We start from the raw sequence: 6108 nt of genomic DNA, 5'->3' as shown, positions 1-6108 counted from the left end.
TTGCAGCAAAATCTTACCACATAAAAATCGGTGATCAACGAGACCACCGATTTTAATAAAATTAAAAAACTTACACACTTAACTTGACACTCTCTGTTTCTTTTCTGAAACATTTGACGAAATAGTTGCTATCGGGGATGCCAACGTTTTCACTGATTTCCTGGATGCTCTTCTTAGTGCCTGTAAGATAATTACAGGCCTTTTTTATTCTCAGCTGTCTGAGATAATTCATTGGGCTTGTACCGGTCTCTTTTTTGAATAGCGTCATAAGATAGCTTCTTGATACGGAAATCTCATTGCAGATGTCATCTATGGTTAACTCTTTGGTGAAGTTCGTATTCAAGTAAAAAATCGCATTGTAAATTATGGAGCTATATGCATTGGTGTTGTATTCATCAATAGCGCTACAGAAATTTCTTACCATTCTCTCCTTGCTGGAGAGGATTATATCAATGCGTGTTTCCCTTGAGACTTCTCGTGTGTTCTGACCTGATAGCTGGTCGATAAGGTAGGCCGGAAGCCCTTTTTTTGCCGCACACAAGCGAAGTGTGGTTCTTGTTATTGCACAGGCAATTCTTTCGTTTTCAATAGTTGATCCGATCTCTTTCATATAGCGAACATCACGCTGCATTTTATCCAGATATTTTAGAGCACCGGTTGCGTCACCGTTTTCAACGCAATGAATAAAGTTCTGCTCATTTGCATATCGTAGCTGAAGTAGGTTTATTCTGTCCTCTCTTAGCGTCTCAGAGGTGTCGTGAACACTGTCCACAATAAAATCCTCAGGATTCCTGATCTTGTAGTTTTTAGAATCCGGATCGCAAATCTTAATAAAGCAGTTTACTATGTGTTCTGCGGACTCTACACTTAAATTAGGAAAGTGCTCTCTGTATCTTAAATAATCATCTACGGATAGCCCCTTTATACCTGATTCCTTCAGAATATGAACAGCGTGCTGCCTGGATTGAAGGACCGGAGCGAAGGGACCAAATACAAAGAAATTTCCATGTAACATAAAGACCATAATCGACAGGAAAAAAGGGTCTGTAAGTCTGTAGATAGTGAGCGTATTGATACCGGAGCGCATGGCAAGAAGAGCATCTGCTGAAAGAACCATTTGGATGCTGCTTATCATATTGCGTTTACTGAATTCCTCAGCATCTCCTCTGTTATTGATCGCGCAGAGCCCCACCTGATAAAGCTCAGTTATCAATTTTGCACTGTTTTCCATGGTATCTGTAATTTTTTCCATATGGCAAACCTGTATAGTATTATATTTCTATCTAAGGTATTTGTATTCTATTATTATTTTACACTTAATGCTATCTTAATGCTATCAAAATAAAGATTTCATTCGGGTAATGAATATCGTAGGAGGAAGAAATGTCGGATAGTATTCAGGCGAAATACCAAAAGTACATGAAAGAAGACGGAATTCACTTTGTTCCTGCTTGGAGGATTATTGGATTTTCCGGAGCAAACATGGCAGTTAATCTTTACATGGGATTAACTATGATAATGTCATTCTATTTAAATGGATATGTTGGAATGGCAGTAGTACTTGCATCAAGTTTTTCTACCATCACAAGGTTATGGGATGGTGTAACTGATCCTATTGTTGGATTCTTTGTTGATAAGTTCAAGGAGTCAGAGAAGCTTGGCAAAACAAGGCTCTGTCTTATTATGGGAGGACTACTCCTTTTCATAAACAGCTTTCTAATGTTCAATGTAACTGACAGATTGCCGGAGGGCGGACTTAGGCCGGTATTCTTCATTTTCTTTACAGCTATCTACTACATTGGCTATACATTCCTTAATATCTCCAATCACGTTGGTAATGTATGCCTCACAAACGATCCTAAGCAGAGACCTATCCTTTCAATCGTAGGAACTGTTCTTGTAAGGATCATGAGAGCAGTAATGCAGATGGTTGTGGCAGCTCTTGCTGTTAAGTATGGATCAATGAAGAGCGCTGAGCTTTTCCATGAGTACTGGCTCATCGTGGCAATCATCGCAACAATCGGAATTATTATTGCATATATCTCTATCACACCAAAGGATGTTCCTTTCTTCTCAGAGACAACACCTAAGAAGAAAGAAAAAGTTAAGTTTTCAGATTATGTTGACGTCCTTAAGAACAACAGACCTCTTCAAATGATGATTGTTGCAAGAGCAACTGACCAGTTTTCTAATACATGTAAGACCAGCGCAATTCTGCTTGTTTTGTATGGAATAGTAGCCGGCAATTATGAACTTTCAGGTGGCTGGACTCTTTACACCACTATTGTAGGTCTTGTAATGATGACACTGGGAATCGGCGCTATCGGATCAAAGCTTGGTCTTAAAAAAGCTATGCAGGTTGGATCATGGGGCGTAATCGTATTTGATGCTATCGCAATTTTGATCTGGCTGTTCATGGATCCTAAGACACTTAGCCTTCCCGGATATGTAAACGGATATGGTGAGGCATTTAGCGGATTTACAGCATTCACAATAGCTCTTTTCCTTGTAACTGTTATAGGTGGAGGCTTCCAGATGATCACAAGCTCTATCGTGCCTCCAATGATTGCAGATGTAAATGACTATGAAGCATCACGTACAGGTAAGTATATCCCGGGAATGGTTGGAACAGTTTTTTCATTCATGGATAAGCTTATTTCATCCTTTGGACCTACATTTGTAGGTGTAGGATTTGCAATGATCGGATTCAAGGAAGCATTCCCGGATCTTGATACTCCATACAGCTTTAGTCTACTTATCATGGCTATCATATTCTATTATGGATTCGAGCTGTTGGGCGCTATATTCAACGTAATAGCAATGAAATTCTATGATCTTACTCCAGATAAGATGAAAGAAATTGAAGCTAAGATTTATGAGATGAGGAAAGAGAATGCATAAGATTGCCATAAATGATGGTTGGAAATTTAAAAAGCTTGCTAACGGGAATATCAATGATATTCCCGAGAGTGCTATAGATGAGAAGAATTTTGTAAATGTAGATCTTCCGCACACCTGGCATGCTGATGGGGCGTACAGAGGCCTTACACTTTATAGCAAGACTATATCAACGGAGCCGACCTGGAAGCACGCATTTATCGATATTCCGGGAGCTGATCAGCATGCAGTGGTTTTGGTAAATGGTAAAAAAGTAGCTGAGCACAAAGGCGCATATTCTGCATTCAGAGCAAGGATTACTGAGGATATGCTTGGCCAGGATGTAAGAATAGATGTTTATCTTACAAATAAGCTGGACGATGGTATTTCTCCTTTGACAGGTGATTTCACCATATTCGGTGGCCTTTACAGAGGAATGAATCTTCTTGTAACTGAAAGCGATGCTTATTTTGATCCAACATACTATGGAACAGACGGAGTTATCATAAGAACTGGGGTAGATGGTGATGAAGGTACATTGTCTGCAGAAATTCATGCTGTGATGGACGACGCTGACAAGATTCTGATTGAAATCGTTGATCCTGATGGAAACACAGTTTCTGAAATTTCTTCAGATAGGGTAAAAGAGCTATCAACCAGAATTCCGGATGTTAAGTTGTGGAATGGTAAGGAAGCCCAAGCACTTTATCGGGTAAAGGCCAGTATTTGGAATAATAGTGAAAAGCTTGATGAGGTGGCGTTGTCCACAGGTTTTAGGAGTGTTTCCATAGATTCCGAGAAAGGTCTTTGTCTGAATGGTAATCACTTCAGAGTAAATGGTGTAGCCAAACATCAGGATTTTGCAGAATGCTACAATGTGACGTCTGAATCGAATATTGAGAAAGACTTTAGTCTTATTGACGAGATTGGAGCAAACGCAGTCAGGCTTTCACATTATCAGCACCCACAGTTTGCTTACGACATGGCAGACCGGAAGGGATATCTTGTGTGGGCAGAGATACCCATGCTCAAAATGACTGATAATGAAGACCTTAAAGAAAATGCAAAAGAGCAGCTCAAAGAATTGATTATGCAGAATATTCATCATCCTTCAATTTTCTGCTGGGGAATTCAGAATGAAATAGGCATGTTCAGGGATGCGGCATATATGTATGTCACGCTTAGAGAGCTTCGTGACATTGCAAAAGAACTGGATCCATCAAGGCTTGTAACAGCGGCTAATCTGTATACGGTCAAGTTCAGGAGTGAGCTTAATTCATCAACTGACATGATCGGATACAATATTTATTTTGGCTGGTATTACGGCAACATGCATGATTATGACGAGTACCTAGACAGATTCCATAAGGAAAGACCTGAGGTTCCTATCGGTGTAAGTGAGTACGGTGTAGATTGCAATACAAAACTACATTCAGAAAAGCCGGTCGTTCAGGATTATACTGAGGAGTATCAGGCTCTTTACCATGAGACAGTTTACCCTATATTTGAGAGCAAAGATTACTTATGGGGAAGCTTTGTGTGGAACATGTTTGACTTTTCAAGTGACATGAGGAAAGATGGCGGTCTTTTGAATCTTAACGGTAAGGGACTTGTGACCTATGACAGAAACACTAGGAAAGACGCTTTTTATTACTATAAGGCAAAGTGGAGCAGTGAAAAGTTTGTTCATATCTGTTCAAAGAGATTTGTGAATAGAAACGGTAATGAGGCAGATATCAAGATTTACACAAACTGCGATGAAGTTACACTTGCAGTAAATGGAAAAGTCTTTGGGAAAAGAAATAACAGTGGAAATGGAATAGTTCTTTTCAGAAGTGTCCCTCTGCAATATGGTGATAATACTATTGAGGTTAGCTGTGGTGATTACAGTGATAGCTGTGTATTCAGAAGAAGTGATACCGAGGATGAATCCTATCGTCTTCCAAATAGTGGCGCCGGTCAGGCGGTAAAGAACTGGTTCTTGTCCGAAAATGACTTTGTAAAAGAAGGATTCTTTTCTATTGAGGATTCAGCCAACGACCTTATAGAGAACTTAGAAGCAAGAGAAGTTCTGAAAAAATACCTTCCCGAGCTGGTTGAACTGATGCTTACAAAAGATGTAATCCCGCTTGGACTGTCGATGCAGAGCATCCTTAGCAGGAATACACCTGAAGGTCTGGATATACTTGCCCTTAACAAAGAGCTAAACCAGATAAAAAATGATCTGGTTTAATTCGAATTTTTAATCTTTTTACAGATTTAGCTTAAACCGCCAACTGTTTTTGCCAACAGTTGGCGGAGGGGATAAGGAGGGTGTTCGCAATAATCGAACAACTATTCGCAAAACCCGCGTTTTGCGAATAGTTTTACTCAACCTTAACCTTTATCTTCGCTGGATTGGCACTGATACATATTTCCATGCTTGTGCATCCCTCCGGCTCCGGAAACATCTTGCTATATTTTTCAAAATCGCGAATTATGGCCTTCTGAGACTTCAGCTTCAGTGTACCGTTTTTAAATGAACAAAAAGCTTTCTTGGCTTTCAAAGCCTTCTCGGTCTCTTTTGAAATAAAAAAATTAGCCTGTTATATACCAATTGCGAATGAGGGTTCCCATTTTCTGACGAATGACACATGAAATAGGATGAATAACATAGATATTCCGGCTATTACCGATTACTTTTTTCTGGCAAATCCAATTTTGCCGGTAACCACGGCTTCAATCAGCAATATGGTTCCCACATAAATAGTGACTCTGGCAAAATTGTCTCTGACATTAAGAAATATAGCAATTGCAACAAGAAAAACAGTGATTATTCTGCAGGCAATCACTATCTTTTTCTTCATTTTCTCATCATCAAAATCGATCAAATATAAGATAAGGCCCAGGCTGGTGCATAAAGTAAGGGTGGTAATAGCTATGGCTTTGCCTGTTCCACGGCTGTAATAGAGATACCTCAGTCCGAAAAACTGAATGAAAACAGCAGCAATCAGCACTGTTATTGATATTATCTTTTTGACCTCTTCATTTTCTATTCCCGGAACCATTGCAGCCAGTCTGAATATGCCAACAATGTTAAGGAAAGTTCCTATGGCAAACAGTACCCAGCCTAAAATCCCCATTTCATCAGGCATGAAACCAAAAACAATGCAGCCGCAAACTATCAGCGCTGAGCATATTATTAACTCTTTAATTGAAAAAGTTGGTCTGTTATTTGAATTCTCCATAGTC

Annotated in this window: 5 protein-coding genes; 2 read left to right on the top strand and 3 right to left on the bottom strand. The window is 39.6% G+C overall.

What is annotated here, in order from left to right; translation table 11 throughout:
• Positions 1-70 precede the first annotated feature (70 nt).
• Positions 71-1252: a helix-turn-helix transcriptional regulator gene (locus T359_RS0115835; protein ID WP_026518315.1), complete on the bottom strand. Its 1182-nt coding sequence runs from the start codon at positions 1250-1252 to the stop codon at positions 71-73.
• A gap of 131 nt (positions 1253-1383) precedes the next feature.
• On the opposite strand from T359_RS0115835, the gene T359_RS0115830 reads away from it, so the two are divergent.
• Positions 1384-2901 carry an MFS transporter gene (locus T359_RS0115830; RefSeq protein WP_051545537.1) on the top strand — a complete coding sequence of 506 codons (1518 nt, stop codon included), beginning with the start codon at positions 1384-1386 and terminating at the stop codon, positions 2899-2901.
• The gene (locus T359_RS0115825; RefSeq protein ID WP_026518313.1) at positions 2894-5110 is read left to right on the top strand and encodes a glycoside hydrolase family 2 protein; all 2217 of its coding nucleotides are present in this window, start codon (positions 2894-2896) and stop codon (positions 5108-5110) included. Before T359_RS0115830 ends, T359_RS0115825 begins: the two co-directional genes overlap by 8 nt.
• 133 nt (positions 5111-5243) lie before the next feature.
• Here the strand turns inward: T359_RS0115825 and T359_RS0115820 are convergent, their stop codons facing one another.
• Together T359_RS0115820 and T359_RS0115815 are read right to left on the bottom strand one after the other, a co-directional pair.
• On the bottom strand, positions 5244-5423 hold the full coding sequence (locus T359_RS0115820) for a hypothetical protein (protein ID WP_026518312.1): 180 nt from the start codon (positions 5421-5423) through the stop codon (positions 5244-5246).
• Between the two features lie 129 nt (positions 5424-5552).
• On the bottom strand, positions 5553-6104 hold the full coding sequence (locus tag T359_RS0115815; protein WP_026518311.1) for a hypothetical protein: 552 nt from the start codon (positions 6102-6104) through the stop codon (positions 5553-5555).
• Between the last annotated feature and the right edge of the window lie 4 nt (positions 6105-6108).

Origin of the sequence: Butyrivibrio sp. MC2021 (assembly GCF_000621605.1) — a bacterium.
Lineage (GTDB): Bacteria > Bacillota > Clostridia > Lachnospirales > Lachnospiraceae > Butyrivibrio.
This window is presented reverse-complemented; position numbering and strand designations above follow the sequence as displayed.

What these genes read in the sequence shown, in the direction of transcription:
- T359_RS0115835 (WP_026518315.1), bottom strand. Translation starts at nt 1,252, where the DNA reads ATGGAAAAAATTACAGATACCATGGAAAACAGTGCAAAATTGATAACT.
- T359_RS0115830 (WP_051545537.1), top strand. Translation starts at nt 1,384, where the DNA reads ATGTCGGATAGTATTCAGGCGAAATACCAAAAGTACATGAAAGAAGAC.
- T359_RS0115825 (WP_026518313.1), top strand. Translation starts at nt 2,894, where the DNA reads ATGCATAAGATTGCCATAAATGATGGTTGGAAATTTAAAAAGCTTGCT.
- T359_RS0115815 (WP_026518311.1), bottom strand. Translation starts at nt 6,104, where the DNA reads ATGGAGAATTCAAATAACAGACCAACTTTTTCAATTAAAGAGTTAATA.